The 25,628-nt window shown below is 65.4% G+C and carries 23 protein-coding genes and 1 other RNA gene; 6 read left to right on the top strand and 18 right to left on the bottom strand.

What is annotated here, in order from left to right; genetic code table 11:
* Window positions 1–146 precede the first annotated feature (146 nt).
* The 15 genes from ftsZ to mraZ form a co-directional block, all read right to left on the bottom strand.
* A complete protein-coding gene (gene ftsZ / locus CHB88_RS02870; RefSeq protein ID WP_089397752.1) occupies window positions 147–1,337 on the bottom strand; it encodes a cell division protein FtsZ in 1,191 nt (396 codons plus the stop codon).
* 140 nt (window positions 1,338–1,477) lie between these two features.
* Window positions 1,478–2,710, bottom strand: a complete 1,233-nt coding sequence (gene ftsA / locus CHB88_RS02865) for a cell division protein FtsA (RefSeq protein WP_089397751.1) — start codon at window positions 2,708–2,710, stop codon at window positions 1,478–1,480.
* A 10-nt stretch (window positions 2,711–2,720) separates the two neighbouring features.
* Window positions 2,721–3,488, bottom strand: coding sequence for a cell division protein FtsQ/DivIB (locus tag CHB88_RS02860; RefSeq protein WP_089397750.1), 768 nt, complete (start codon window positions 3,486–3,488; stop codon window positions 2,721–2,723).
* Window positions 3,489–3,509: 21 nt separating this feature from the next.
* Window positions 3,510–4,481 carry a D-alanine--D-alanine ligase gene (locus CHB88_RS02855; RefSeq protein ID WP_425436047.1) on the bottom strand — a complete coding sequence of 324 codons (972 nt, stop codon included), beginning with the start codon at window positions 4,479–4,481 and terminating at the stop codon, window positions 3,510–3,512.
* Between the two features lie 13 nt (window positions 4,482–4,494).
* On the bottom strand, window positions 4,495–5,880 hold the full coding sequence (gene murC / locus CHB88_RS02850) for a UDP-N-acetylmuramate--L-alanine ligase (RefSeq protein WP_089397748.1): 1,386 nt from the start codon (window positions 5,878–5,880) through the stop codon (window positions 4,495–4,497).
* Entirely contained in the window at window positions 5,877–6,950 is a 1,074-nt protein-coding gene (gene murG / locus CHB88_RS02845) for an undecaprenyldiphospho-muramoylpentapeptide beta-N-acetylglucosaminyltransferase (RefSeq protein ID WP_089397747.1), read from the bottom strand. Before murG ends, murC begins: the two co-directional genes overlap by 4 nt.
* Window positions 6,947–8,149 carry a putative lipid II flippase FtsW gene (gene ftsW / locus CHB88_RS02840; RefSeq protein ID WP_089397746.1) on the bottom strand — a complete coding sequence of 401 codons (1,203 nt, stop codon included), beginning with the start codon at window positions 8,147–8,149 and terminating at the stop codon, window positions 6,947–6,949. Before ftsW ends, murG begins: the two co-directional genes overlap by 4 nt.
* On the bottom strand, window positions 8,146–9,642 hold the full coding sequence (gene murD / locus CHB88_RS02835; RefSeq protein ID WP_089397745.1) for a UDP-N-acetylmuramoyl-L-alanine--D-glutamate ligase: 1,497 nt from the start codon (window positions 9,640–9,642) through the stop codon (window positions 8,146–8,148). Before murD ends, ftsW begins: the two co-directional genes overlap by 4 nt.
* Window positions 9,642–10,811, bottom strand: coding sequence for a phospho-N-acetylmuramoyl-pentapeptide-transferase (gene mraY / locus CHB88_RS02830; RefSeq protein WP_089397744.1), 1,170 nt, complete (start codon window positions 10,809–10,811; stop codon window positions 9,642–9,644). The genes murD and mraY overlap by 1 nt, the downstream gene beginning before the upstream one ends.
* Window positions 10,812–12,197, bottom strand: a complete 1,386-nt coding sequence (locus CHB88_RS02825) for a UDP-N-acetylmuramoyl-tripeptide--D-alanyl-D-alanine ligase (RefSeq protein ID WP_089397743.1) — start codon at window positions 12,195–12,197, stop codon at window positions 10,812–10,814.
* The gene (locus CHB88_RS02820; protein ID WP_089397889.1) at window positions 12,197–13,708 is read right to left on the bottom strand and encodes a UDP-N-acetylmuramoyl-L-alanyl-D-glutamate--2,6-diaminopimelate ligase; all 1,512 of its coding nucleotides are present in this window, start codon (window positions 13,706–13,708) and stop codon (window positions 12,197–12,199) included. Before CHB88_RS02820 ends, CHB88_RS02825 begins: the two co-directional genes overlap by 1 nt.
* Before the next feature lie 11 nt (window positions 13,709–13,719).
* A complete protein-coding gene (locus tag CHB88_RS02815; protein ID WP_089397742.1) occupies window positions 13,720–15,474 on the bottom strand; it encodes a peptidoglycan D,D-transpeptidase FtsI family protein in 1,755 nt (584 codons plus the stop codon).
* Window positions 15,474–15,749: a cell division protein FtsL gene (gene ftsL, locus CHB88_RS02810; RefSeq protein ID WP_089397741.1), complete on the bottom strand. Its 276-nt coding sequence runs from the start codon at window positions 15,747–15,749 to the stop codon at window positions 15,474–15,476. Before ftsL ends, CHB88_RS02815 begins: the two co-directional genes overlap by 1 nt.
* The gene (rsmH, locus tag CHB88_RS02805) at window positions 15,746–16,720 is read right to left on the bottom strand and encodes a 16S rRNA (cytosine(1402)-N(4))-methyltransferase RsmH (protein ID WP_089397740.1); all 975 of its coding nucleotides are present in this window, start codon (window positions 16,718–16,720) and stop codon (window positions 15,746–15,748) included. Before rsmH ends, ftsL begins: the two co-directional genes overlap by 4 nt.
* 8 nt (window positions 16,721–16,728) lie before the next feature.
* On the bottom strand, window positions 16,729–17,157 hold the full coding sequence (gene mraZ, locus CHB88_RS02800; RefSeq protein WP_089397739.1) for a division/cell wall cluster transcriptional repressor MraZ: 429 nt from the start codon (window positions 17,155–17,157) through the stop codon (window positions 16,729–16,731).
* 573 nt (window positions 17,158–17,730) lie between these two features.
* On the opposite strand from mraZ, the gene CHB88_RS02795 reads away from it, so the two are divergent.
* Window positions 17,731–18,108, top strand: a complete 378-nt coding sequence (locus tag CHB88_RS02795) for a DUF4148 domain-containing protein (RefSeq protein WP_089397738.1) — start codon at window positions 17,731–17,733, stop codon at window positions 18,106–18,108.
* A gap of 327 nt (window positions 18,109–18,435) precedes the next feature.
* Here the strand turns inward: CHB88_RS02795 and CHB88_RS02790 are convergent, their stop codons facing one another.
* Together CHB88_RS02790 and CHB88_RS02785 are read right to left on the bottom strand one after the other, a co-directional pair.
* Window positions 18,436–20,040: an NAD(P)-binding protein gene (locus CHB88_RS02790; protein ID WP_089397888.1), complete on the bottom strand. Its 1,605-nt coding sequence runs from the start codon at window positions 20,038–20,040 to the stop codon at window positions 18,436–18,438.
* Complete coding sequence (locus CHB88_RS02785; protein ID WP_089397737.1) at window positions 20,040–21,560, bottom strand: polyamine aminopropyltransferase; 1,521 nt, start codon at window positions 21,558–21,560, stop codon at window positions 20,040–20,042. The genes CHB88_RS02790 and CHB88_RS02785 overlap by 1 nt, the downstream gene beginning before the upstream one ends.
* A 197-nt stretch (window positions 21,561–21,757) precedes the next feature.
* On the opposite strand from CHB88_RS02785, the gene CHB88_RS02780 reads away from it, so the two are divergent.
* The 5 genes from CHB88_RS02780 to speD are packed head-to-tail and all read left to right on the top strand — an operon-like array spanning window position 21,758 to window position 25,245.
* Window positions 21,758–22,144, top strand: coding sequence for a DUF350 domain-containing protein (locus CHB88_RS02780; RefSeq protein ID WP_245844680.1), 387 nt, complete (start codon window positions 21,758–21,760; stop codon window positions 22,142–22,144).
* Window positions 22,145–22,166: 22 nt separating this feature from the next.
* Window positions 22,167–23,195 (top strand): SPFH domain-containing protein, encoded by a 1,029-nt coding sequence (locus tag CHB88_RS02775; RefSeq protein ID WP_089397736.1) that lies wholly within the window; start codon window positions 22,167–22,169, stop codon window positions 23,193–23,195.
* Window positions 23,196–23,216: 21 nt separating this feature from the next.
* Complete coding sequence (locus tag CHB88_RS02770) at window positions 23,217–24,671, top strand: DUF4178 domain-containing protein (RefSeq protein ID WP_089397735.1); 1,455 nt, start codon at window positions 23,217–23,219, stop codon at window positions 24,669–24,671.
* On the top strand, window positions 24,668–24,844 hold the full coding sequence (locus CHB88_RS25010) for a hypothetical protein (RefSeq protein WP_176442291.1): 177 nt from the start codon (window positions 24,668–24,670) through the stop codon (window positions 24,842–24,844). Before CHB88_RS02770 ends, CHB88_RS25010 begins: the two co-directional genes overlap by 4 nt.
* A 56-nt stretch (window positions 24,845–24,900) precedes the next feature.
* Window positions 24,901–25,245 carry an adenosylmethionine decarboxylase gene (gene speD / locus CHB88_RS02765; protein WP_342745478.1) on the top strand — a complete coding sequence of 115 codons (345 nt, stop codon included), beginning with the start codon at window positions 24,901–24,903 and terminating at the stop codon, window positions 25,243–25,245.
* Between the two features lie 8 nt (window positions 25,246–25,253).
* Here speD and rnpB read toward each other — a convergent pair.
* Window positions 25,254–25,588, bottom strand: an RNA gene (gene rnpB, locus CHB88_RS02760) — RNase P RNA component class A.
* Window positions 25,589–25,628: the final 40 nt, after the last annotated feature.

The raw sequence follows: 25,628 nt of genomic DNA, 5'->3' as shown, positions 1-25,628 counted from the left end.
TCTCGAATATTGACTGGTGGATGATGCGCGCGGGCGCAAAGAAAAAGCCGCGCCGCGAGGGCGCGGCTTAGCCGCAGTATGCCTGTTTCCCTTTTTTCTTGCTGGAAGCATCACGCGATGCTTCCAGCAAGGCGGAAATCGGCTTGTCAGTCCGCCTGCTTGCGCAGGAAAGCCGGGATGTCGTAGGTTTCCATCCCGTTCTTCTCGAGCGCGCGCACGGTTTCCGACGCCGATTCACGGCGCCAGACGGCCGGCTGCTTGAGCGTGCTCATCGAGGAAGAGGCCGCGCCCATGTTCATGCCCTGCTGGGCGTGGGCATTGGCCATCATCGGCTCGTTGTGGGTGCCGGTGCGCAGCATCGGGGTCTGGACCAGCTGCACGTTCTTGCGGCCGCGGCCCAGGCCGGTGGCGACCACGGTCACGCGCAGCTCGTCGCCCATGCCGTCATCGTAGGCGATGCCCTGGGCGATGGACGCGTCCGGCGCGGCGAAGGCGCGGACGGTGGCCATGACTTCCTTGATTTCCTTGCCCTTCAGGCTGCGGCTGGCGGTGACGTTGACCAGCACGCCGCGGGCGCCGGACAGGTCGATGCCGTCCAGCAGCGGCGAGGCCACCGCCTGCTCGGCGGCGATGCGGGCGCGGTCCACGCCGGAAGCGGTGGCGGTACCCATCATCGCCTTGCCCTGCTCGCCCATGATGGTCTTGACGTCGTTGAAGTCGACGTTGATGTGGCCCGGGACGTTGATGATCTCGGCGATGCCGGCCACGGCATTGTTCAGCACGTCGTCGGCATGCTGCAGCCACTCCATCATGCTGTCGTCTTCGTAGATCTCTTCCAGCTTCTCGTTGAGGATGACGATCAGCGAGTCGACGTGCTGGCTCAGCTCTTCCAGGCCCTGCTCGGCGATCTCCATGCATTTCGCGCCTTCGTAGGAGAAGGGCTTGGACACCACCGCCACGGTCAGGGCGCCGAGCGACTTGGCGACTTCGGCCACGATGGGCGCGGCGCCGGTGCCGGTGCCGCCGCCCATGCCGGCGGCGATGAAGACCATATGCGCGCCGCGCAGCGCATCCTCGATGCGGGCACGCGAGTCTTCGGCCAGCTGGCGGCCGACTTCCGGCTTCATGCCGGCGCCGAGGCCGGATTCGCCGATCTGGATGACGTTGTTGGCGTTCGACTGCTTGAGCGCCTGGGCGTCGGTGTTGGCGGCGATGAACTCCACGCCGGACACGCCCTTGTTGATCATGTGCTGCACCGCGTTGCCGCCTGCGCCGCCGACCCCGACCACCTTGATCACGGTGCCGAGGGTTGCATTATCGATCATGTCGATTTCCATGTTGACTCACTCCCTATTTTTCAGTTGCGCAGTTCTTAGTCGATAGTCACCACGCGGTGTGGCGACTAACAACTAGAAACTGCAGTTCTTGATGGCTTAAAGTTTTTGATACGGCTGTAAAACGACGGTAAAACGAAGACTCAGAAATTGCCCAGGAACCACTCCTTCATGCGCTGCCACACCGCCTTCACCGATCCATCCTGGCGAGTGACGATATGGCCGCGCAGGTACTGCTTCTTTGCTTCCAACAACAAACCCAGAACGGTGGAGTAGCGCGGGCTGCGCACCACGTCCGCCAGCTGCCCGCTGTACTCCGGCACGCCGAGGCGCGCCGGCTTGAGGAAGATGTCTTCCGCCAGTTCCACCATGCCCGGCATCATCGCGGTGCCGCCGGTGAGGACGATGCCGGACGACAGCACTTCCTCGTAACCCGATTCGCGCACCACCTGATGCACCAGGGCGAACAGCTCTTCCACGCGCGGCTCGATCACCGCCGCCAGCGCCTGGCGCGACAGGGTGCGGGAGCCGCGATCGCCCAGGCCCGGCACTTCCAGCGACTCGCCCGGATCGGCCAGCACCTGCTTGGCCACGCCGAAGCGCAGCTTGATCTCTTCCGCTTCCGCCGTCGGCGTGCGCACCGCCATGGCGATGTCGTTGGTGATCTGGTCGCCGGCGATCGGGATCACCGCCGTGTGCCGGATCGCGCCTTCGGTGAAGATGGCCACGTCGGTGGTGCCGCCGCCGATGTCGATCAGCACCACGCCGAGTTCCTTTTCATCCGGCGTCAGCACCGCGTCGGCCGAGGCCATCGGCTGCAGGATCAGGTCCGACACTTCCAGGCCGCAGCGGCGCACGCACTTGACGATGTTCTGCACCGCCGACACAGCGCCGGTGACGATGTGCACCTTCACTTCCAGGCGGATGCCGCTCATGCCGATCGGCTCGCGCACGTCTTCCTGGTTGTCGACGATGAACTCCTGCGGCACCGTATGCAGCAGCTGCTGGTCGGTCGGGATGTTCACCGCCTTGGCCGTCTCGATCACCCGGGCGACGTCGGTGGCGGTGACTTCCTTGTCCTTGATCGCCACCATGCCGCTGGAATTGAAGCTGCGGATGTGGCTGCCGGCGATGCCGGTGTAGACGTTCTTGATCTTGCAGTCGGCCATCAGCTCGGCCTCCTCCAGCGCGCGCTGGATGGACTCGACGGTGGCTTCGATGTTCACCACCACGCCCTTTTTGAGCCCCTTGGACTCGTGCTGGCCGAGGCCGATGACTTCATGCCGGCCGTCCGGCATCACTTCGGCCACCACGGCCACCACCTTGGAGGTGCCGATATCCAGGCCGACGATCAGGTTCTTTGCGTCTTTTGTCATGTTCTTCCGCTTATTTTTTCTTTCCCTCGGCGCCGAGCTTCAGGCCGCGCGCCTTCAGCGCCAGCCCGTTCGGATACCGCATATCCACGTTTTCAATACTGTCCGCCAGCCGCGCCGCCAGCTGCGGATAGATCGCCACCAGGCGGTCCACCCTGTCCTTCAGCGTCGACTTGCTCTGTTCCCGCCCCAGCTCCACCGTCATGCCGTTGTCCAGCCGCACCGACCAGGCATAGCGTCCCGACAGGCGCACCGCTTCCGGCGCCAGCTTGATGCCGCCGAACCAGTTCGCGAAGTCGCGGTAGCGCGCCACCACATCCTTTTCACTGCCGTCCGGGCCGGCGAACTCCGGCAGGTCGCCATCGTCCTCCGCTTCCGCCAAGTTGGCGGTGAAGACATCGCCCTTCACCGACAGCAGCTTGCCGTCCTCGCCCCAGGTGCCCAGCGCCTGATGCTCTTCCAGCGTGACGATCAGCTTGTTCGGCCATTCCCGCCGCACCGCCGCCTTGCGCACCCAGGGCACCGACTCGAACGCCTGCCGCACCTGGTCCAGGTTGGCGGTGAAGAAGTTGCCGCGAATGCGCGGCAGCGCCGTGTTCCTGACCGTCGACGCGCTGACGTGGCGCAGGCCTTCCACCTCCACCGCATCGATCTGGATTGCGCGCAGCGTGAACATCGGACGCTGCGCCAGCCACCAGGCGCCGGAGGCGAGCAGGCACAGCGCCAGCAGGCCGAGCAAGGCATTGGTGGTTGCATTCATCATCCGGACGTCATGCCACATGGTGGTCGCTTTCCCCTTCCGTCAAACCGGTTTCCAGTCGGCGGTCGGCTTCAGATCGAGATCCGCCGACGCCAGGATTTCCACGCACAGGTCTTCATAGCTCACGCCGGCCGCCTTGGCCGCCATCGGCACCAGCGAATGGCCGGTCATGCCGGGCGAGGTGTTGATCTCCAGCAGGAACGGCTCGTTGTCCGAGGCGCGCAGCATGAAGTCGACGCGGGCCCAGCCGGCGGCACCGACCGCATTGAAGGCGCGCACCGCCAGCGACTGGATGCGCTGGGTCAGTTCGGCATCGAGCGGCGCCGGGCACAGGTACTGGGTGTCGTCGCTGAAGTACTTGTGCTCGTAGTCGTAGTTGCCCTGCGGCGCGCGGATCTCGACGATCGGCAGCGCGCGGGCCTGGCGACCGGCGCCGAGCACCGGCACCGTCAGCTCGCGCCCGGTGATGAATTCCTCCGCCAGCACCACGTCGTCGTAGCGGGCGCACAGCGAGAAGCCGTCGCCCAGCTCCGCCGGCGCGGTGACCTTGCTGATGCCGATGGTGGAGCCCTCGTGCGGCGCCTTCAGCATCAGCGGCAGCCCGAGTTCGGCGGCGACGCGGCGCAGGTCGTCGGCCGAGGTGCCGGCCGCATCCAGCACTTCGAAGCGCGGCGTCGGCAGATCGTGGCTGCTCCAGATGCGCTTCGTCATGACCTTGTCCATGCCGATCGACGACGCCATCACGCCGGAGCCGGTGTAGGGCACGCCGAGCTGTTCCAGCACGCCCTGCAGGGTGCCGTCCTCGCCGTATCGGCCATGCAGCGCGATGAACACGCGGTCGAACTTCTCCGCCGCCAGGTCGCCCAGGCTGCGCTCGGCCGGATCGAAGCCGTGGGCGTCGATGCCCTTGGCGCGCAGCGCCTGCAGCACGCCCTTGCCCGACATCAGCGATACCTCGCGCTCGGCGGAACGACCGCCGAACAGCACACCGACTTTTCCGAATTGGTTTTTCATGGTCATTCGCTTCTCAATGCTTTCCTGCCAGCTTGCCGGGAACGCCGCTGATCGAGCCGGCGCCCATGGTGATGACGACATCGCCGTCGCGCGCCATGTCGAGGATGGTCTGCGGCATGTCGTTGATGTCTTCAACGAAGATCGGCTCCACTTTGCCGACAACGCGCAGCGCATGCGCCAGCGCGCGGCCATCGGCGGCGACGATGGGCTGCTCGCCGGCGGCATACACCTCGGCCAGCACCAGCGCGTCGGCGCTCGACAGCACCTTCACGAAATCCTCGAACAGGTCGCGGGTGCGGGTATAGCGGTGCGGCTGGAAGGCCAGCACGATGCGGCGGCCCGGGAAGGCGCCGCGGGCGGCGGCCAGGGTGGCGGCGGTCTCCACCGGGTGGTGGCCGTAGTCGTCCACCAGGGTGAAGGAGCCGCCATCCTTGAGCGCCACCTCGCCGTAGCGGCTGAAGCGGCGGCCGACGCCGGTGAATTCATCCAGCGCCTTCTGGGTGGCGCAGTCGTCGATGCCGAGCTCGCGCGCGATGGCAATGGCCGCGCAGGCGTTCTGCACGTTGTGCATGCCCGGCTGGTGCAGTTTCACCTCGAGCGGCGCATAGCCTTCCTGCAGCACGGTGAAATGCATGTGGCTGTCGACTGCCCTCGCATCCACCGCCCGCACCTGGGCTTCGGCATGGAAGCCGTAGGTGATGATCGGCTTGGAGATGAAGGGCATGATCTCGCGCACGTTGGCATCGTCGATGCAGATGATGGCCACGCCGTAGAAGGGCAGGCGCTGGGTGAACTCGATGAACGCCTGCTTCAGCTTGGCGAAGCTGTGGTCATAGGTGTCCATGTGGTCGGCGTCGATGTTGGTGATGACCTCGATCACCGGCGACAGGTTGAGAAAGGAAGCGTCCGACTCGTCCGCCTCGGCGACGATGAAGTCGCCGGCGCCGAGCTTGGCATTGGCGCCGGCGCTGTTGAGGCGTCCGCCGATGACGAAGGTCGGGTCCAGCCCGCCCTGGGCCAGCACGCAGGAAACCAGGCTGGTGGTGGTGGTCTTGCCGTGGGTGCCGGCGATGGCGATGCCCTGCTTCAGGCGCATCAGCTCGGCCAGCATCATGGCGCGCGGCACGATGGGAATGCGCTTGGCGCGCGCCGCCACCACTTCCGGATTGTCGCCGCGCACCGCGGTGGAGGTGACGATGGCATCCGCGCCTTCGATGTTTGCGGCGGCATGACCGACGGTCACCTTGGCGCCGAGCTCGCGCAGGCGCAGGGTGGCGGCATTGCTGCCGAGGTCGGAGCCGGACACCTTGTAGCCGAGGTTGAGCAGCACCTCCGCGATGCCGCTCATGCCCGAGCCGCCGATGCCGACGAAATGGATGTTCTTGACCTTGTGTTTCATGTGTTGCTGACTTCTTCCAGAACGGTTGCAATCGCGTCGTTGGCCTGGCGCCGGCCGAGGCGGTAAGCCGCTTCGGCCATGGCGCGGCAGGATTCGCGCGTCATGGTTTGCAGGAGCTGCGCCAGGCGCTGCGCGCTCAGCTCGCCCTGCGGCAGGTGGATGCCCGCCTGCTGCGCCGCCATCCATTGCGCATTGTCGCGCTGGTGCGAGGTGGTGGAGGCGATGAAAGGCACCAGCACGCTCGCCACGCCCGCTGCGGTGAGCTCGGACACGGTGATGGCGCCGGAGCGGCAGATCACCAGGTCGGCCTCGGCATAGCGGCGCGGCATGTCATTGATGAAGTCGACCACTTCCGCGTCCACGCCGGCCTGCGCATAGGCGGCGCGCAGCGCGTCGATGTGCTGCTTGCCGGACTGGTGGGTGACCACCGGCCGCGCTTCCTTCGGCAGCAATGCCAGCGCCGCCGGCACCGATTCGTTGAGCACCTTGGCACCGAGGCTGCCGCCGACCACCAGCAGGCGCAGCGGACCGCTGCGGCCGGCATAGCGCTGCGCCGGTTCCGGCAAGGCCAGGATCTCGGCACGCACCGGGTTGCCCGATACCACCGCCTTGCCGGCAGCGGCGCCGAAATCGGCCGGGAATCCAAACAGCACCTTGCTCGCCAGCGGCGCCAGGGTCTTGTTGGACAGCAGCAGGCCGGCGTCGGCATTCACCAGCACCAGCGGTTTGCCGCGCAGGCGCGCCATCAGCCCGCCAGGAACGGTGACGTAGCCGCCCATGCCGAGCACCACGTCCGGCCGGCGCCGGCCGATGATGGAAAAGCACTTCGCCAGGCCGCCTGCCATGCGGAACACGCCGCGCACGGTATGCGCCATGCCTTTGCCGCGCAGGCCGGCGAAGTCGATCGCATCCATCGGCACGCCGTGCTTCGGCACGATGTCTTGCTCCATGCCATGCTGGGTACCGAGCCAGGACACTTCCCAGCCGCGCTCCTGCATGGTGCGGGCGATCGCCAGCCCGGGGAAGATATGCCCGCCGGTGCCGGCCGCCATGATGAGCAGCCTTTTCATACGCGGCCTCCGCGCATGAGCACACGATTTTCGTAGTCAATTCTTAGCAACATCGCCAGTCCGACGCAATTAAGCAGCACCCCCGAGCCGCCATAGCTCATCAGCGGCAGGGTCAGGCCCTTGGTCGGCAGCAGGCCGAGGTTCACGCCCATGTTGATGAAGGTCTGCACGCCGATCCAGATGCCGATGCCCTTGGCGGCCAGGCCGGCGAAGGTCTGGTCGATGGCGATCGCCTGGCGGCCGATTTCGAAGGCGCGCTTGACGATCCAGTAGAACATGAGGATCACCACGAACACGCCGACGAAGCCGAGTTCCTCGCCGATCACCGCCAGCAGGAAGTCGGTATGGGCCTCCGGCAGGTAGTGCAGCTTTTCCACGCTGGCGCCGAGGCCGACGCCAAACAGCTCGCCGCGGCCGAAGGCGATCAGCGAATGCGACAGCTGGTATGCCTTGCCGAGCGCGTTCTGTTCTTCCCAGGGATTGAGATAGGCGAAGATGCGCTCGCGGCGCCAGGGCGACAGCACGATCACCAGGGTGAAGATGCCGACCAGGGTGGCGCCGATGCCGCCGAACCAGATGCCGTTGATCCCGCCGAGGAACAGGATGCCCATGGCGATGCAGACGATGACGCCGAAGGCGCCGAGGTCGGGTTCGAGCAGCAGCAGCAGGCCGACGAAGCCGATCGCCGCCGTCATCGGCATGAAGCCCTTGGTGAGCTTGTGCATGTACTGCTGCTTGCGCACGGTGTAGTCGGCGGCGTACAGCACCACGAACAATTTCATCATCTCGGACGGCTGCAGGTTGAACACCTTGAACGACAGCCAGCGCTTGGCGCCGTTGACGCCCTTGCCGATGCCGGGCACCAGCACCAGCACCAGCAGCACCAGGGTGCCGACGAACAGATAGGGAGCCCAGCGCTGCCAGGTCTTCACCGGAATGCGGAAAGCCACCAGCCCGGCCACCAGCGAGGTGCCGATGAATGCCGCCTGCCGCACCAGGAAATGAGAATTCCGGTAGGCGGCATACTTCGGCGAATCCGGCAGCGCGATCGAGGCCGAATACACCATCACCATGCCGAACAGCATGAGCAGCACCACGACCCACACCAGCGGCTGGTCGTACTCCATCATGCGCGAACGCTGCACCTGCGCCGGGCGCGGCGCGGCATCGGATGAAAAGAATGGCAGGGCGAATTTCATGCGATCACCTCGCCGCGGGCCAGGGCCGCCTCGCGCACCGCTGCAACGAACACTTCGGCGCGATGGGCGTAGTTGCGGAACATGTCGAGGCTGGCGCAGGCCGGGGACAGCAGAACCGCGTCGCCCGGCTGGGCCAGGGCGGCTGCTTTCTCCACCGCCGCTTCCAGCGTCGGACAATCGATGAGCTCGACACCGGCATCCTGCACCGCGGCGCGGATGGCGCCGGCGTCGCGGCCGATCAACAGCACGGCGCGGGCATGGCGGGCGACCGGCTCCGCCAGCGGCGCAAAATCCTGGCCCTTGCCGTCGCCGCCGGCGATCAGCAGCAGCCGGCTGCCGCCATGCTGCATGGAACCGAGCCCGACCAGGGCGGCGACGGTGGCGCCGACGTTGGTGCCCTTGCTGTCATCGTAGTAATCGACGCCGCCGACGTTGGCCACCAATTCCACCCGGTGCGGCTCGCCCTGGTACTCGCGCAAGCCATGCAACAGCGGCGCCAGCGGCAGGCCGACGGCGCGGCACAGGGCCAGCGCCGCCAGCGCATTGAGCGCATTGTGGCGGCCGCGAATCTTCAGCGCGTCGGCCGGCATCAGGCGATTGACCATCACCGCCACTTCGTTGCTGCTGTCCTTGCGGCGGCGGCGCTTCTCGCCCTCTTCCAGCGGCACTGCCAGCGACAGCCAGTGCATCTCGTTTTCTTCCGCCAGGCCGAAGCAGTCGGGCTGGCCCGGTTCGCCGGCGCCGAAGGTGATCTGGCGCGCGCCCGATGCGGCCATGGCCATGACCAGGGCATCGTCGCGGTTCAGCACCCGCACTGTGTCCTTGCCGAAGATGCGGGCCTTGGCGTCGGCATAGGCCTTCATGTCGCCATGCCAGTCGAGGTGATCCTGGGTAAGGTTGAGCACGGTGGCGGCGTCGGCCTGCAGGCTGTCGGTAGCGAACAGCTGGAAGCTGGAAAGTTCCAGCACCCAGACCTGGGGCAGGCTGCCTTCGTCAAGCGCGGCGCGCAGCACGTCCAGCGCCGCCGGACTGATGTTGCCCGCCACCTGCACCGTCAGGCCGGCGCGGCGGCACAGCAGGCCGGTCAGGCTGGTGACGGTGGTCTTGCCGTTGGTGCCGGTGATGGCGATCACTTTCGGCTGATAGCCCTGCGCTTCGCGCAGCGCGCTCAGCGCCTGGGCAAACAATTCGATCTCGCCCCATACCGGGATGCCCTTCTCGCGGGCGGCCGGCAACAGCTCCGCCAGTTCGCGCTCCGGCGCCAGGCCCGGGCTGACGGCGATGAAATCGATCCCGTCGAGCAGCGCGGCGTCGAATGCGCCGGCGCGGAACTCCGCCTGCGGCACGGCAGCCTTCAGCGCGTCCAGGCGCTGCGGCGCCTCGCGCGTGTCGGCCACGCGCAGGCCGGCGCCGCAACGGGCCAGCCAGAGCGCCATCGCCAGGCCGGATTCGCCGAGCCCGAGGACGAGAACGTGTTTGCCTTGGTAGTTCATCAGCGCAGCTTCAGGGTCGAGAGTCCAAACAAGACCAGCATCATGGTGACGATCCAGAAACGCACGACCACCTGCGTTTCCTTCCAGCCCTTTTGTTCGAAATGGTGGTGCAGCGGCGCCATCAGCAGGATGCGGCGGCCGACGCCATAGCGCTTCTTGGTGTACTTGAAGTAGCTCACCTGCAGCATCACCGACAGGGTTTCCACCACAAAGATGCCGCCCATGATGAACAGCACGATCTCCTGGCGCACGATGACTGCGATGGTGCCGAGCGCGCCGCCCAGCGCCAGGGCGCCGACGTCGCCCATGAAGACCTGGGCCGGATGGGCATTGAACCAGAGGAAGGCGAGTCCGGCGCCGGCCAGCGCGCCGCAGAACACGATCAGTTCCGCCGCGCCCGGGATGTAGGGGATGAACAGGTATTTCGCGTACACCGTGCTGCCGGTGAGGTAGGCGATCAGGCCGAGGGCGCTGCCGACCAGCACGGTCGGCATGATCGCCAGGCCGTCCAGGCCGTCGGTCAGGTTCACCGCGTTGCTGGAGCCGACGATGACGAGGTAGGTCAGGCCGATGAAGCCCCACACGCCGAGCGGATAGGAAATCGTCTTGAAGAAGGGCACGATCAGGTCGGCCTTCGGCGGCAGGTCGATGTTGAAGCCCGACTGCACCCAGGCCAGGAACAGCTGCCAGACCTTGGTGTTGGTCGGCGCCGACACCGAGAACGCCAGGTAGATCGCAGCGACGATGCCGATCAGCGACTGCCAGAAGTACTTCTCGCGGGAAGACATGCCGTCCGGGTTCTTATACACCACCTTGCGGTAGTCATCCACCCAGCCGATGGCGCCGAAGCCGAGCGTCACCATCAGCACCACCCAGGTGAAGCGGTTGCTCCAGTCGGCCCAGAGCAAAGTCGAAATGGCGATGGCAAGCAGGATCAGCGCGCCACCCATGGTCGGGGTGCCGGTCTTGACGAGATGGGTCTGCGGACCGTTGGTGCGGACCGCCTGGCCGACCTTCAGCCGGGTCAGCATGCGGATCACTGCCGGCCCGAAGATCAGGCCGATGGCAAGCGCGGTCAGGGTGGCGAAGACGGCGCGGAAGGTGATGAAGCCGAACACCCGCAGCGCTCCGACGTCCTGTTGAAAATATTGTGCCAGCCAGAGCAGCATTTAATGAACTTCCTGTACGTGTTGGGGTGTTGCTTCCTCGACCAGGCGCTTGACCACGCGCTCCATTTTCATGAAGCGCGAGCCCTTCACCAGGGTCGTGGTTCCTGCGACGGCGAACTGCTCCGCCGCCTTGCCGATCGCATCGATATCGGCGAAATGTTCTGCGCCCGCGCCGAAGGCGTCAGCCGCATCGGCGGCCAGCTCGCCTAGGGTCAGCAGCCGCTCGATGCCCTGCGCTTTCGCATAGGCGCCGATCTCGCGGTGGAACTGCGGGCCCTGGTCGCCGACTTCGCCCATGTCGCCGAGCACCAGCTGCCGCGGCGTGATCGCCCTGGCAAGGACGTCGATGGCCGCCCGCACCGAATCCGGATTGGCGTTGTAGGTATCGTCGATCACCAGGGCGCCGCTCCTGGCCTGCTTGCGCTGCAGCCGGCCGTTCACCGGGGCGAAGGCTTCCAGGCCGCGCACGATGGACTGTGTCGGCACGCCGATGGCAAGCGTGCATGCCGTTGCGGCAAGGGCGTTGCGCACGTTGTGCTCGCCCGCCGCCGACAGCCTTACGCCGAAGCGCACACCGTTGGCCGTGATGGACAGGTCGCTGCCGAAATCGTTCGCTGCGTAGGTGCAATTGATGTCGGCATCGGGGCTCAGTCCGAAGGTCAGGCTGCGGCAGCCGCGCTCGGCGGCATAGCCGCGCCACAGGCTTGCATAGGTGTCATCCGCCGGATAGACCGCCACGCCTTGACTGCCGAGCGCGCGGATCACCGCGCCGTTTTCCTCGGCCACCGCTTCCACGCTGGCCATGAATTCCTGGTGCTCGCGCTGCGCATTGTTGACCAGGCCGACGGTCGGCCAAGCCATCGCCGCCAGCTGCGCGATCTCGCCCGGATGATTCATGCCGAGCTCGATGACGGCGGCGCGGCACGCGGGCTGCAGGCGGAACAGCGTGAGCGGCACGCCGATGTCGTTGTTCAGGTTGCCGCGGGTGGCGAGACAATGGTCGGCGCCGAAATGCGCCGCCAGGATGGAAGCGATCATTTCCTTGACCGTGGTCTTGCCGTTGCTGCCGGTGACGCCGATCACCGGCAGGTCGAAGCGGCCGCGCCAGAAGGCGGCGATGCGGCCCAGCGCGGCGCGGGTGTCGGGCACCACCAGGGCCGGCGCCTTCAGGCCGGGCATGGGGCGGTCGACCACCACCGCGGCGACGCCGCGCGCCACCACCTCGTCGAGGAAGTCGTGGGCATCGAAGCGCTCGCCGCGCAGGGCGACGAACAGGCTGCCGGCGGCCGCCGTGCGGCTGTCGGTGGACACGCCCTCGAAGGCGGCATCGGCCGTCATGGCGGCGCCGGCGATATGGGGCTGCAGTTCGGCAAGCGATGATTTCATCAGCTCGATCCTTTCATCGTTGCACGCGAAGCCAGCGCCAGCGCGGCATGGTCGGCATCCAGGAAGGGCAGCTTCTTGCCCTTGATCTCCTGATAGGTTTCATGGCCCTTCCCCGCCAGCAGCACCACGTCGGCGCGGGCCGCATGGCGCACCGTCCACAGGATGGCGGTGGCGCGGTCCTCGATCACCTGCACCGCCGGCCGGCGTTCCGCGGCGATGCCATCCCTGATCTGGGCCAGGATGGCGTTCGGCTCCTCGCTGCGCGGGTTGTCGCTGGTCAGCACGATTTCGTCAGCGGCTTCGGCGGTGGCACCCATCTGCGGCCGCTTGCCGGGATCGCGGTCGCCGCCGCAGCCGAACAGGCACCACAGCTTGCCGTTGCGGTCGCGCGCCACCTGGCGCAGCGCGGACAACGTCTTTTCCAGCGCATCCGGCGTGTGGGCGTAATCGATCACCACCAGCGGCGCATCCTTGCCGCCGAGCTGCTGCATGCGTCCCGGCACCGGGGTCAGGCTTTCGACCGCATTGATCGCCGCCGGCAATCCGATCTCGTTGGCGAGCATGACGCCGACGATGCCGAGCACATTGCTGACATTGAAGGCGCCGACCAGATTGAGCTTGACCTGGGCCGTGCCGGCCGGGGTATGCAGGTGGAACACCGTACCCTCGTGCGCGGCCCGGATGTCGGCGGCGCGCAGCAGCATGCCGTCGAATTTCACCTCGTTGGCGGCATAGCCGATCAGGTTGACTTCAGACCGCGCCCGCTTCAGGTAATCGGCCAGGCGCAGGCCCATCGCGTCGTCCAGGTTCAGCACCGCATGCTTCAGGCCGGGCCAGTCGAACAGCATGCGCTTGGCATCCTCATAGGCCGCCATGTCGCCGTGGTAATCGAGATGGTCGCGGGTGAAATTGGTGAACAGCGCGATATCGAAATGCATGCCGTTCAGGCGGCCCTGGTGCAGGCCGATCGAGGACGCCTCGATCGCCAGCGCCTGCGCGCCGGCGTCCTTCAATTGCGCCAGCTGGCGCTGCAGCAGTACCGCGTCCGGCGTGGTGTAGCCGGTGCTCTGAAACTGTCCGGCCGCGCCTTTCTTGTACAGGCCGACGCCGAGGGTGCCGATCACCGCCACCGGCTGGCCGAGCGCCGACAGCGCCTTGCCCAGCCACTGGGTGCAGGAAGTCTTGCCGTTGGTGCCGGTGACGCCGATGGTCAGCATCTGCGCATCCGGTCGGCCGTAGTAGGCGGCGGCGATGTCGCCGGCGCGGCGCTTGAGGTCGGCAATCGCCAGATGCGGCACGTTCCATGCCGCATCCCACGCAAAGCCGGCGGACTCGTGCACCACCACGGCGGCGCCGCGCTCGATGGCGCCGGCGATGTAGGCGCGGCCATCGGCGCTGTCGCCGGGATAGGCAAGGAAGGCATCGCCCGGCTTCACCGCGCGCGAATCGGACGCCAGCTGGGCGTTCGGCGCTTCGCGGCGCAGCCAGTCGAGGATGTCGGCGAGGTCCATGGCGTCGTTGGTCACAGGCTCTCCTGCACCGCATCCTTGGGGATGATGATGTTGGTGACGGAGGAATCCGGGGTCACGTTCATCGCCCGCAGCACGTTGGCGGAGACCGAGGCGAACACCGGGGCCGCCACTTCGCCGCCGTAGTGGGCGCCGGTCGGCTCGTCGACCATGACGGCGACGATGATGCGCGGGTTCGACACCGGCGCCAGGCCGACGAAGGAAGCGACGTACTTGCTGGCGTAGCGGCCGTTGACCAGCTTGTAGGCGGTGCCGGTCTTGCCGCCGACGCGGTAGCCCGGAATCTGCGCCTTGGGCGCGGTGCCGCCCGGGCCGGTGACGGTTTCGAGCATGGCGCGCATGTCCTGCGCGGTTTTCGGGCTGATCACCCGCTGCCCGACCGGCGGCTCGTTCAGCTTCCTGAAGGAGAGCGGAATGATGTCGCCGTCGCGGGCGAAGATCATGTAGGAATGCGCCAGCTGGATCAGCGACACGGAAATGCCGTGGCCGTAGCTCATGGTCGCCTGCTCGATGGGACGCCAGGACTTCGCCGGACGCACCCGGCCCGCGACTGCGCCCGGGAAGCCGAGCTTGGGCTGCTGGCCGAAACCGACGGTGGTGAACAGATCCCACATTTCCTGCGGCTGCATCTGCAGCGCCATCTTGGCAGTGCCGACGTTGGAGGATTTCTCGATCACCTGGGCCACCGTGAGCGCGCCGTGCGGATGGGCGTCGCCGATGGTGGCGGTGCCGATGGTCATCTTGCCGGGCGCGGTCTGGATCACCGTATTGGGCGTGACCCGCTTGGTCTCCATCGCCAAAGCGACGGTGAAGGGCTTGAGCGTCGAGCCGGGCTCGAAGGTATCGGTCAGCACCCGGTTGCGCAGCTGGGCGCCGGTCAGGATGGAGCGGTTGTTCGGGTTGTAGGTCGGCAGGTTCACCAGGGCCAGCACTTCGCCGGTCTTCACGTCCAGCACCACCGCGCCGGCCGCCTTGGCCTTGTGCTTCTCCACCGCTTCCTTCAGATGGCTGAATGCGATGTATTGCAGCTTGCTGTCGATGGACAGGGTCAGGTCCTTGCCGTCGCGCGGCTCGCGGATGGAGCCGATGTCCTCGACGATGCGGCCGAGGCGGTCCTTGATGACGCGGCGGCTGCCGACGGTGCCGGCCAGATCCTTTTGAAACGCCAGCTCCATGCCTTCCTGGCCGGCGTCCTCCACGTTGGTGAAGCCGACGATGTGCGCCATGGCTTCGCCTTCGGGATAGAAGCGCTTGTACTCCTTGCGGGTCTCGATGCCGGCGATGCCGAGCTTGAGGATGGCATCGACCGTCTCCTGCTCCACCTGGCGCTTGAGGTAGACGAAGGTGCGGTCAGAATCCAGCTTCTTGCGCAGGTCGGCTTCGCTCATCTCCAGCAGCTTGGCGAGCGCCCGGATCTTTTCCGCCGGCGCCTCCAGCACGTCTTCCGGAATGGCCCAGATCGCCTTCACCGGCAGGGAGGAAGCCAGGACCTGGCCGTTGCGGTCGGTGATGCGGCCGCGGGTGGCGGGCAGCTCCAGGGTGCGGGCATAGCGCGAGGCGCCCTGCTTCTGCAGGAATTCCTTGGACAAGCCCTGCAGCCAGAGGGCACGGCCGATCAGCGCCACGAAAGCGCTGAACAGGGCAAACAGCACCAGGCGCGAGCGCCATACCGGCAGCTTGAGGGCCAGCACCGGGCTGGCGCTGAACTGGACGCCGCGGCCGGCGGCGGTGCGGGAGGTGGGGCGCATTATTTGACCTCTCCCAGGGTCAGGTACTGGGTGCGGGCGGGCGTTACCGGCACCATGGTCAGATCGCGCCGGGCGCTGGCCTCGATGCGCGCATTTTTGCCCAGGGTGGATTGGTCCAGCTGCAGCTGCGCCCATTCCAGGTCGAGCTGCTTGGCGGCAGCCTGGGCGCGCTCCAGCTCGATGAACAGCTGGCGCGCCTGGTATTGGGCATTCACCAGCGACAGGGCGCAGCCGACCACGCCGGCCGTCAGCAGGAAGCTCAGCTTGCCGCTCATCGCGCGCCTCCGTTGGCGCGCGCGCCGATGCGTTCCGCCACGCGCATGATGGCGGAGCGGGCGCGCGGATTGGCGGCGATTTCGGCGTCTGAAGGTTTCATCTTGCTGATCAGCTTGAGATCGGGTTGCGGCAGGTCGGCGGCTCGGATGGGCAGGCGGCGGTCCGGCTGCTGCACGGTGGCGCGGGCAGCCAGGAAACGCTTGACGATGCGGTCTTCCAGCGAGTGAAAGCTGATCACAGCCAACCTCCCGTGCATGGCCAGGCGCTCCACGGCGGCGTCGAGCCCTATCTCGAGTGCTTCAAGTTCCTGATTGATGTGAATACGGACAGCCTGAAAGGTGCGAGTGGCCGGATCCTTGTTTTTTTCACGGGTTTTGACGGCGCCTGCCACGAGATCGGCAAGCTGTCGTGTGGTTGAAATTGGCTCGACTGCCCTGCGAGCTGCAATCGCCTTTGCAATCTGAAAAGCAAACCGTTCTTCCCCATAGTCCCTGATCACCTTTCCGATGTTTTCAACAGTTTCCGTTGCCAGCCACTCCGCCGCCGACAGGCCGCGCGTGGTGTCCATGCGCATGTCGAGCGGACCGTCATGGCGGAAGCTGAAGCCCCGCGCCGGGTCGTCCACCTGCGGCGATGAAATGCCGAGGTCGAGCAGCACGCCGTCCACCTGCGTCACGCCCCGCGCCGACAAGGCCTGCGCCATGGTGGCGAAGCTGTCGTGCACGATCTCGAAACGCGCATCCTTCACTTCCTGGGCGGTGGCGATCGCCTGCGGGTCCTTGTCGAAGGCGATCAGCCGTCCGCGCGGCCCGAGCCGCTGCAGGAGCAGGCGGCTGTGGCCGCCCCGGCCGAAAGTGCCGTCGACGTAGACGCCGTCGGCGCGCGCGCCTTCGATCGCCAGCGCATCCACCGCCTCTTCCAACAGCACTGTCCGGTGCTGACCTGCGGGCACCGCTTCCTGGTTGCTCATCTCGTGCGTCAGAAGGAAAAATCGTTCAGTACGTCGGGCATGCCGTTGGCCACGGCTGCAGCTTCGTTCTCGGCCAGCTTGTCCGCATCCCAGATCTCGAAATGGCTCCCCATGCCGAGCAGCATCACATCGCGCTTCAGACCGACTGCGCTGCGCAGTTCGGGAGCGATCAGGATGCGGCCGGCGGAATCCATTTCGACATCGCAGGCATTGCCCAGGAAAATCCGCTGCCAGGCGCGTGCCGACATCGGCCACGCGGCGATCTGCTCGCGATGCACTTCCCATACCGGGCGCGGGAAGAACAGCAGGCAGCCATGCGGATGCTTGGTCAAGGTGATGCGGCCTTCACATTGGACGGTCAGGGCGTCACGATGCTTGGACGGGATGGTCATCCGCCCTTTGGCATCGAGATTCAGTGCTGACGCGCCCTGGAACACTTTGGAGAACCCTGCCCTGACGTAGGTTATGGTTGGTTTGCTTGCGGCTTTGCGTGGTAATTTTTCCCACAAAACCACACTTTTTCACACCGCCACCCACTTTAGAGGATGCACCTTTTGCGGTCAAGTAATATCCCATGGGAAAAATGCTATTTTTTCCAATGAAGTCAATGACTTAGGAGATTTCGTTAGTGCAACACAAAACATGATTTCCGTGAATTATTAAGCACTTAGGAAACATTCTGAAGGTTTCCTCTGAGATATACACATGTGTTTTGTTTCCTTCGATAAATCACGAGGCATGACTTCGGTCAGGTAAGGGCCGTTGGATTTGCGCGAAAGCGTTCAGTGCCCGGGCAAGCGCCCCTCGAGAACGACATGCCCAACAGGCATCGCTGCCGGTCAGCCTTGCCAAAAACGCATATATTTCCACTTTTAGGAATAATGCATTTCCAAAGACGCGGTTTTTCACCGGCGGGAGAAACACTACACTGTGCTTCATCGATGAGGCGCAACCGCCCGCGAAGCCGACATCCCGGCATCCCTAAAACCGTTGAGTAAAGGAAGAACAACATGAAACTCCGTGCCCTTGCCACCGTTGCCCTGTTTGCCCTTGCTGGTTCCGCCGTTGCCGCAGATGCCGGCCAAGCCAAGACCCGTGACGAAGTGCGCGCCGAACTGGCCCAGACCTACGCCCAGAACCCGGCAGCGATCGGTGCCCTGAGTGGTGAATTCCCCGCCGCGGCGTCGAACGTCCCCTTCGGCAAGACCCGCGCCGAAGTGCGCGCCGAGCTGAACGAGGCCTATGCCAGCAACCCCGCGGAACTGTCCGCCAACAGCGGCGAAGCTACCCATGCCGTGACTGCTCCCGCCAAGGCAGGCAAGGCCACCCGTGCCGCCCGCGGCAATGCCAGCGAAGACCAGGAAAAAGCCCGCCTGTACCCGGCCTGATCGGGCCAGCCGAAAGGCTGAGGCAGCTGAAATGAAAAACGCCACCCGAGGGTGGCGTTTTCGTTTGCGGTGTCCGGGTTCAAGCCGGCTGGTCGTGGGAAGGAATGCCCGCAGCCGAGGGCTGTTCCGAATTACCGGCCGAAGTGGCGGCCGCCGTAAGGCCGCTATTTCGGAACGGCTATCCATCGCTGCGCCTGTTCCTTCCCACGGCCAGCAGGCTCGAGGGACTTCACTTTACTGCGTGGGGAATCGGAGCGCTTGAGCCGCCGCAAGCAAACCCGCTTGCGCGCCGGCCAGCCGGACGGCCGTGCCGGCCGGCAATTTCTTCTATGCGGCAAGCAGGCGCACGGCAGCCTGGTACCCCCACCAGGATGCCTCCTCGAAGACGGAAAAGCCGCTGAGGTCGGCATGGGCGAAAAGCACCGGGCCGTCCGCAGCGCGCAACGCCCGCAAGCCGGCATTGCCCAAAAAGCCGACGCCTGGACAAGCCATGGCATGGCCGCGCAAGGTGATATCCACCCTTTCCACGCACCCGGCGAGCCGCGAACCATAGGCGGCGCGCAGATCGGCTCCGGCCACGTCCAGCAATTCGGCAGCCGCAGCGCTTTCCATCCAGCGCCTGACCTGTCCGGGGGGCTGACCGCCGAAAGCGTGATAGGCGCTGAAGACGAATTTCGCCGGCGGCGACACCCGAATGTCTTGATGGGTGGACACCACATATCCCAGGCCGCGGCCGCCGAACACGACGTTGTCCCAGGATAGCGGCGCGGCCGGCAACTCCTCGGGAAACTGGTTCATCAAAAAATTCGCCACCATCCATGGCGCATGGCTCGGCAGATGCAGCGCCGCATCGAAGCCGTAGCTTTGCAGGCCTGGCATGATGCCGGCGGCGACATGCAGGGGCATGGCGCAAATCGCCCTCCTTGCCTTGATCAGAAAGCTTTTCGGCCGGCCATCGGCCAATTCCGCGCACAGCACCTCGACGCCGCGGCCGCGCTCGGACAGTTCCCAGGCCATGCCGGGCCGCCGGCGCGCTCCGGCAGCGCGATCGAGCCCGGCAGCAAGGAAATGCAGACCCTCGGGCCAGGTCAGCCATGCCCCGTCGGCGGCATTTTGCGCGCGGCCATGCCGGCTGCAGAAATAATGCATGCCGGCCCAGGCGGATACCTGTCCGTAGGCCGCCCCGTAATCGTCGCGGCAGCAGTAGTCCACATACCAGTGCAGGGTCGGCGAACGGAAGCCGCGCTCGTCGAGCCATGCCTTCATGCTCAACCGGTCGAGCGCGCGCCAGGAAGCATCCATCGATGAATTCGCCATCGGGAAGGCGAAGGCCGGCCTGCCATCCATTCCCTTCGCCGCCTTCCCCTGCTCGACCAGCCGGAAAAAGCGCGCATGCTCTTCCAGTTCGGCTTGCGGCACGCCTTCCTTCGGCAGGATGCCTTCCTGCCAGCGTCCATTGAACAGCAGGCGCTCCTCGGGCGCATGGAGAAGGTAGCGTTCGTCGTAGACCGGCTGCTCGTTGGCCATCCCGTGCAGCAGCACGCCGAGGTCGCGCAGGATTTCCCGCACATGGATCAATTCCGGTCCCGGCAGGGGCAGATAATGCGCGCCGGTCGGACAAGGCACTGCATGCGCATCCAGGGCGGCGGCATTGCCGTAAGGCTGCGGCCCGTCGATCATCAGGAAGTTGCGCCAGCCTTCCCGGTTCAGCTTCCATGCCGCCGTCAATGCAGCGATGCCGGAACCGAGGATGACCACATCGGTTTCGATGACCTCCGAGGCTGGCGGCAGGCGGCGTCGATCGCGCAATGCATGGCCTTCCGACTTGCCCGGCGCATGCACCACGGTCGGCGCCTCCCGCAGCCGCCAATAGCCGCCGGCGCTGGCGGCCGCGGCGGCGCCCATGCCGAGCATGAAGACGCGACGGTTGATCACCGGATGAACCTGCGCCAATCCTGCTCGAACTCATGGACCAGCGATTGCGTGTTGAGCCGGTTCGGCGGCATTTCGATCCGCTTCATGTCGGGCGGGAAGGTGAACATCTCGCGCGTGGTGTCCGCGTTCAGGAAGCGCAGCGGCAGGCGGTAGCCGGATGGCGGCGTGTAGGCGTCGCGGCCGGTCTCCGGCGCGCCGATGATGAATCCCCACTCGCCGAAGGAAGGCACATAAGCATGGTAGGGCGTGGTGCGCAGGCCGGCTTCGCGCAGGGTGGCATCGACGGTCCAGTAGGCATGCGGCGCGAAGAATGGCGAGGTGGATTGCACCACCACCAGCCCGTTCGCCGCGACATGCCTGAGCAGCAGGCGATAGAAAGGCACCGAGTACAGCTTGCCGAGCGCGAAACTGGATGGATCGGGAAAGTCGACGATGACGGCATCGAACACCGTGTCGTTTTGCTGCAGCCATTGCGCCGCATCGGCATTCACCACCGTCACGCGCGGATCGCGCAATGAACCCTGATTCAGCGCGGCCAGTTCCTCGCGGTTGCGGAAGGCGTCGGTCATGGCCGGATCCAGGTCCACCAGCGTCGCCGACTTGATGTTCGGGTATTTGAGCGCCTCGCGCAGCGCCAGGCCGTCGCCGCCGCCCAGGATCAGCGCCGAGCGCGCCCAGGGCAATCGCTCCAGCGCCGGATGCACCAGCGCTTCGTGATAGCGGTATTCGTCGCGGGAGGAGAACTGCAGGTTGCCGTTGATGTAGAGCCGCAGATCGTCCTTCCAGCGCGTGAGGACCAGGCGCTGGTAGGGCGTGGACGTGGCGTACACGATCTCGTCGCCGAACATGCCGCGTTCGCCCCAGTGCACCATGCGGTCCGAAAGCACGAAACCCAGCAGCAGGACGAAACCCGTCGCCCCTGCCCTCAGCATGCGGCCGACGACGCCGGACAGCTCGGCGCGAAACACCCGCATGGTCCAGAGCGCCACGCCGACATTCAGCATGCCGAACAGAAAGGCGGTACGCACCAGGCCCAGCCGCGGCGCCAGCACCAGCGGAAAGAGCAGCGAGACCGCCAGGGCGCCGAGATAATCGAAAGTGAGCACCCGGCTGACCAGCTCGCTGAAAGCCGTCTGCCGCGCATTCAGGGCCCGCATCACCAGCGGCACTTCCATCCCGACCAGAGCGCCGATGGAGAACACCAGCAGATACAGCATGATGCGGAAAGGCGCGCCGTTCCAGGCGAAGGTCAGAAACAGCAGCGCCGCCGACAAGCCGCCGATCAGTCCGATGGCCAATTCCAGATCGACGAAGCGCGACAGCACATCCTGGTCCCGCACATGCCTCGAAAAGTGCGCTCCCATGCCCATGGCAAACAGGTAGCAGCCGATGATGGTGGAAAACTGGAAGATGGAGTCGCCCAGGAGATAACTGGAGAGGGCGCCGGCGATCAGCTCATAGGCAAGGCCGCAGGAGGCAACGACGAAGACGGAGAAGATGAGAATATGCCTGGCCATGCAGTTGCGCCCTCACAAGCTGTTATTGCCGGCATGCCGCCGGTACCAAGCTTCGTGCCAACCGCCCCTGCCCCGGAACTGGCGACATGCAACATACCGCGCCGTCGAAAACCACATGGCGCATGAGTTGGGTGGACAAAGACCCTTGCCATTTGTATATTGCCATCTAGTTTCCTGCCTCATCAAGGGGGTGAGCCTTGGCTGGATTCGCAAACTACATCGTCTATCTGCTGCTTTCCGGCCTGCTGCTCGTGCTGTTCTTTGCGGTGTACACGCGCGTGACGCCCTTCGATGAGATCCAGCTCATTCGCGAAGGCAATGTGGCCGCCGCGCTTTCCTTCGGCGGCGCGTTGCTCGGCTTTTCCCTCACCATTGCCTCCTGCATCCTCCACACCTCGGCAATACCAGGCTTCATCGCCTGGTCCATCGCGGCGCTGCTGGTGCAGTTGATGACGTATATCGTGGCCGCCCGCATGCTGTCCATGTCCAAGGACCATATCGAGTCGAACAACGTGGCCTTCGGCGCCATGCTGGGCGTCACTTCCCTTGCCGTCGGCGCCATCAACGCCGCCTGCATCTCCTGAACCGAAGCCAAAGGAAATCTCCATGAGCATCTTTTCTTTCATCAAGAAGCAGTTCATCGACGTCATCCAATGGACCGAGGACAGCGAAGGCGTGCTGGCCTGGCGCTTTCCGATGCAGGACATGGAGATCCAGAACGGCGCCACGCTGGTCGTGCGCGACTCCCAGGTCGCCATCTTCGTCAGCGAAGGCAAGCTGGCCGACGTCTTCAGCGCCGGCACTTACACGCTGACGACCCGGACCCTGCCGCTGCTGACCGACCTGAAGAACTGGAGCCGGCTGTTCGAGTCGCCCTTCAAGGCCGATGTCTATTTTTTCAGCACCCGCATCCAGACCGGCCGCAAATGGGGCACGCCGCAGCCGATCACCATCCGCGACAAGGATTTCGATGCGATCCGGCTGCGCGCCTTCGGCATGTTCTCCTATCGCATCGCCGATCCGAGGGCTTTTTACACCGAGGTCAGCGGCACCCGCGAGATCTACACCCGCGACGAGGTCGAAGCCCAGCTGCAGGGCATCATGCTCGCCACCATGGCCAATTCGCTCGGCGCGTCGAGCATCCCGTTCCTGGACATGGCGGCCAACCAGAGCCTCATGGCGCAGCAGGTCAAGGGCGACCTGAGCCTGGCGTTTTCCCGCTACGGGCTGGCGCTCGACGAATTCAATGTCGGCACGGTGAGCCTGCCCGATGAATTGCAGCAGGCGCTGGATGCGCGCATCGGCGCCGGCATGAAGGGCGGCCTGAGCGCCGGCAAGATGGAAGGCTTCACCAAGTTCCAGACGGCCGAAGCGATTCCGCTTGCCGCCCAGAATGAAGGCGGCGTGGCCGGCATCGGCGCCGGGCTCAGCGCCGGCATGGCGATCGGGCAAGCCATGACGCAGGGCATGGGCGGAGCGGCACCGGCCGCACCTGCCGCACCGGCCGCCCCCGCGGCGCAGGAGCCGCCCGAAGCCAGGCTGGAAAAGCTGAAAGCCCTGCTCGACAAGGGACTGATCTCGCAAAGCGACTACGATGCTGCGAAGCAGAAGGTACTGCAGCAATTGATCGGCTAGCCGGTCAATCGCCGCAGCTCCATGTTCAACGCCTCCTGTCCCGCTTGCGGCGCTCCGCTGTCGTTCCGCTCGGCCGCGTCGGTGATCGCGGTTTGCGAATACTGCAAGGCAACCGTTCACCGGGAAGGTGATGCGGTCAGGGACATGGGCCGCATGGCCAGCGTCCTTGAAGACTACTCGCCCATCCAGATCGGCACCTCCGGCGTATTCAAGGGCGCGGAATTCACCGTCATCGGCCGGATCCAGCTGCGCTATGACGGCGGACTGTGGAACGAGTGGCATGTGATGTTCAACGACGGCCGCTGCGGCTGGCTGTCGGATGCCTCGAACCAGTTCACGCTCACTTTCGAGACCGCCGGCGCGGGCGCCCTGCCCGCGTTCGATGAACTGATTCCCGGCAAAACCTTCATCATCCACGGACAGGCGTATCTGGCGGCCGACATACGAAGCGCCGCCTGCACCGGGGGCGAAGGCGAGCTTCCTTTCCGCGTCGGCGCGGGCTGGCAAGCCAGAGTGGCGGATTTCCGCAGCGGCTCCCGCTTTCTGACGCTCGATTATTCCGATGCCGATATCCCTATGGTCTATGCGGGCCAGGCTGTCACCCTGGACGACCTCCACTGCCAGCTGCTGCGCGCCGAGGACGACATACGCGATAGCGCCGGCAAGCTGAAAGGCGGGGTGCGGCCGCTGGATTGCCCGTCCTGCGGCAGCAGCGTCCGGTTCGTGCCGGGGATTACCCGCCAGCTGGTCTGCCCGAGTTGCCGGTCGCTGGTGGACACCACGAGCAGAACCGCTGAGGTGATCGATACCGCCACGCGCATGGCGGCCGTCGATGCCACCACCGCCATCGAACTCGGGCAGCAGGCAAGCATCAGCGGCAAGACCTTCGAAACGATAGGCCTGCTCCGCCGCAGCGACGACGAGGGCGTCGTGTGGACCGAGTATCTTCTGTTCAACCCGCAGCGCGGCTTTCTGTGGCTGGTCGAAACCGATGAAGGCTGGTTCCAGACGCGGGTGCTGGATGAGTGGCCGATCTGGGACGGCGGCGACACGGCCGTTCTCAACGGCCAGCGCTTTCGCAAGGCATCCGATTACCGCGCAAAGACGGTATTTGCCGCTGGCGCCTTCAACTGGAAGGTGAAGGCGGGCGATACGGACCGCATTGTCGAATTCAATCTTTCCGGCAAGGCGCTGGCCGCCGAACTGGGCCCGAACGAACTGACCTGGTCCCTCTCGGTGCCTGCGCCGGCGTTCCAGATGCGGGCATGGTTCGGCGACAAGTTCAAAGGCAAGCTGGCGCCGGCCAAGTCGTCGACCCGGCGAGTCGCGAAATACTTCATCGTCGGGCTCCTGATCGTCAACCTGATTCCGCTGCTGATGTCGTTCGGCAAGGTAAGCGCTTATCTGCTGATCACGAGCCTGGCGCTCTACCTGCCGGCATGGGTCATCGACAAGGCCGGGGCGGGTAAAGAATGAATGTCAAGTTCGTGATCTACGCGCTGATGATTTCGCTGGTCTCGTCGGTGGCCAGCTGGCAGGAACTGCTCAAGGGCACGCCGGGCAGCGCCAGCCGGGGCGGCAGCGCCTGGAGTTCATCGTCTTCCACGGGCGGCTATGGCAGCAGTTCGGGCGGGAGCGGCCACAAATGAATCCGGCAACCCGCTTGCAAGAGGCATCCGGGCTGCAGACAGGAACCGGCTGCGGCATGCATCTTCTGGCAGACCTGCATGGCGTGGCGGCCGAGAAGCTGTCCGACGCGGAACTGCTCGACGGCCTGCTTCGGCAAGCCGCCACGGCGGCCGGCGCAACGATACTCCACAGCCATTTCCATGGCTTCGGCCCCGGGCTCGGCATCACCGGCGTGCTGCTGCTGGCGGAATCGCACATCTCCGCTCATACCTGGCCGGAGCTGGGCTACGCGGCGCTCGACATCTTCATGTGCGGAGATTCGCAACCGGATGAGGCATTGCAAGTGCTCGTGTCGGCGCTCGCCCCGCAGAGGCATGCGGTGCGCCGGATCAGACGGCCGGAGCCGTCATCGACGATGTGAAGGGAATGAGGTGAAGCAAGCCGATAGGCCGGATTCTGTTACGGCGGACGGGCTTGCGCCCGGCCGCTATGACAGCCATTCCTCTAGGCCGTGAATTGCTCCACGGCTCAAGCTCTCTACCCGCACGCTCCGCGAGCAACATCATCGCGTGCCTATTTGAGATTGCTCCAGGTGGAGGTTACCGCGTTTCACCGTAACTGAATACGCTCGTCTCTGTGGCCCTGTTCCTCGCCTTGTATCCTTGCGGACTTTCGGCGGACGGCCGTTAGCCGTCACCCTGCTCTGTGGAGTCCGGACCTTCCTCCCGCCATCAACGATGGCCAGCGGCTGTCTGGCTTGCTTCGAGGCGGCATTGTAGCCCAGCGGGGCGGATCGCACCGGAT

The organism is Noviherbaspirillum humi, assembly GCF_900188095.1.
Classification (GTDB): Bacteria; Pseudomonadota; Gammaproteobacteria; order Burkholderiales; family Burkholderiaceae_D; genus Noviherbaspirillum; species Noviherbaspirillum humi.
This window is presented reverse-complemented; position numbering and strand designations above follow the sequence as displayed.